The 2,280-nt window shown below is 63.0% G+C and carries 2 protein-coding genes; one reads left to right on the top strand and one right to left on the bottom strand.

Features of this window, described 5'->3' with window-relative positions; genetic code table 11:
* Positions 1-1,177: aldehyde dehydrogenase family protein (locus EN939_RS30680; protein ID WP_164751369.1), on the top strand; the 1,177-nt coding region annotated here is incomplete at its 5' end.
* Positions 1,178-1,219: 42 nt separating this feature from the next.
* Here the strand turns inward: EN939_RS30680 and EN939_RS30675 are convergent.
* The coding region (locus tag EN939_RS30675) for a GMC family oxidoreductase (RefSeq protein ID WP_127271395.1) at positions 1,220-2,280 on the bottom strand (1,061 nt) is incomplete at its 5' end.

The following is a 2,280-nucleotide window of genomic DNA, read 5'->3' as shown; positions in this document are numbered from 1 at the left end:
GGGTAAACCCTTCCACAGCGAGGCAAAGGCCGAAGCATCGGCGGCAGCTCTCGGTTTCCGCAATGCGGCAGAGCAGATGAAGTGGCTGGAGACGGCGGCGTTTCCGCTTGCCGATGCCAACAAGCGCGCCTTCAGCTTCCTGCAGCCGAAGGGTGTCTTTGCCATCATCACACCTTGGAATTTCCCGCTCGCCCTGCCCTGCCTCTATTATCTCGGACCGGCCATCGCAACGGGCAACACCGTCGTCTGGGTGCCGGCGCCGACGACGTCGCTGATTGCCACGGCACTTGTCGAATGCTTCATCGAGGCGGGCCTGCCGGACGGCGCCATCAATCTCGTTCTGGGTGACGGTGCGGAGGTGGGCGACGAGGCGGTCGTTCATCCGGGCACCCATGCCATCGGCTTCACCGGCAGTTCTGTCACAGGCGCGACGATCGCCCGGCGTGGAGCGGGCAAGCCGCTTCTGCTCGAAATGGGCGGCAACGGTCCGACCATCGTGCTGGCCGATGCCGATATCGACATGGCCGCCGCCCAGGTCGGGGCCGGCTGCTTTGCCAATGCCGGGCAGATCTGCACGGCCACCGAACGCGTGCTGGTGCATAAATCCGTCCATGACCGTTTCATCGAAGGTCTCGTGAAAGCGGCCGCGCAGGTGAAAATGGGCGACCCTTTCGATCCCGCGACGACGATGGGTCCGATCAACAATGCGGTGGCCGTCGACAAGGTACTCAGCCACATCGCGGACGCCCGCGCGCGTGGCGCCGAGATCGTTACCGGCGGCAATGTGGCGTCGGGTTTTGCCACCAATCTCTATTTCGAGCCGTCGATCGTCACAGGACTGACCCGGGAAAGCCTGCTCAATGTCGAGGAATCCTTCGGGCCGATCGCACCCGTGCTGACCTTCGAGACCGACGAGGAGGCGATGGAACTTGCGGCGTCCAGCCCCTACGGTCTGTCGGCCGCGGTCTTCACCAGCACCATCAAGAACGCCTTTGCCTTTGCTGAAAGCCTGAAGGTCGGCATCGTCAACATCAACGAGATGAGCTGCTATTGGGAGCCGCATATTCCTGCCGGCGGCGCCGCCGGGACGCAGAGCGGCCTCGGCCGCACCGGGGGCCGGCACACGCTGATGGAAATGTGCGACCTGAAGACGATTACCGTGGATATCACCCGCTGACTCCAAGGCCCGCGCCTTGTGCGCGGGCTTGCCCTCGAGCTGTCAGATGGACCGGCGCAGGCTGTCGGCCATTTTTTCGCCAATCATGATCGAGGTGAGATTGGTGTTTGCCTGGCAATCGAGCGGCATGATCGACGCATCGATAACCCGCAGTCCTTCCAAACCGTAGACCCGGCATTCCGGATCGACCACGGCCTCGCCGAGCCTTCCCATGCAACAGCCTCCGATCCCATGCTGCGCATCGGAAGACTGCGCCAGCAGGAAATTGTCGACCTCCTCGTCGCTTGCCGTTTCGAGCCATGACAAAGGCAGATCGGAATCCCCCAGCAGGACGCGCTCGGCGATCGCCTGGATCGGCGCCTGCCGGGCAATCTCGCCAAGGTGGCGATAGGCGATACGCATGCGCTGGAGATCCATTGGATCGTCCAGCATGTTCTCTTCCACGAGCGGCTGGTCGAAAGGGTTGGCGGAACGCAGTTGCACGGTGCCGCGGCTCTTGGCCTCCATCAGGATCAGATTGACCATGGCCTCGCCGAACTGGGCGCTGTCGGACTCCACGCCGATGCCGCCATGGTTCATGGCGACGTAGAGAATGTCGTCGCGCTCAGCGCCCGGCACGCCCGAACTCATCCGCACACAGCAGTTGGTATGCCGCGCGTCGAGATCGGTCGCCTTGAATCCCGGCTTCAGCTTCAGTTCGATGCGGCAATAAGGATGGTCGAAGAAACCTTCGCCGACCGGCAGGTCGGCAAGCACCTCGATGTCCTTTCGTTTCAAGAGAGCCGCAGGGCCGATGCCCGAGCGCTGCAGGATGACCGGAGAGTGGATGGCGCCGGCCGAGACGATGACCAGCGGCGCCTCGAATTTGCGAACCTGCCCGGCCACGATGGCCAAAACGCCGATCGCTTTCCTGCCATCGAAAAGCACCTTGTCCACCGTCGCCTGCCCGATGATGGTAAGGTTCGGCCGGTCGCGGGCAGCTTCCAGATAGCCGTCATTGACCGACACGCGCTTGCCGGCTCGACTGTTGATGGGATAGGTGCAAGCCCCTTCGGCATCCGGAGCATTGAGATCGTCATGCCAGGGATGGCCGAGAGCCATCG

The sequence above is a fragment of the Mesorhizobium sp. M7A.F.Ca.CA.002.05.1.1 genome, from assembly GCF_003998335.1.
Classification (GTDB): Bacteria; Pseudomonadota; Alphaproteobacteria; order Rhizobiales; family Rhizobiaceae; genus Mesorhizobium.
The sequence above is the reverse complement of the archived record's forward strand: the minus strand, read 5'-3'. Positions and strand labels throughout refer to the sequence as shown.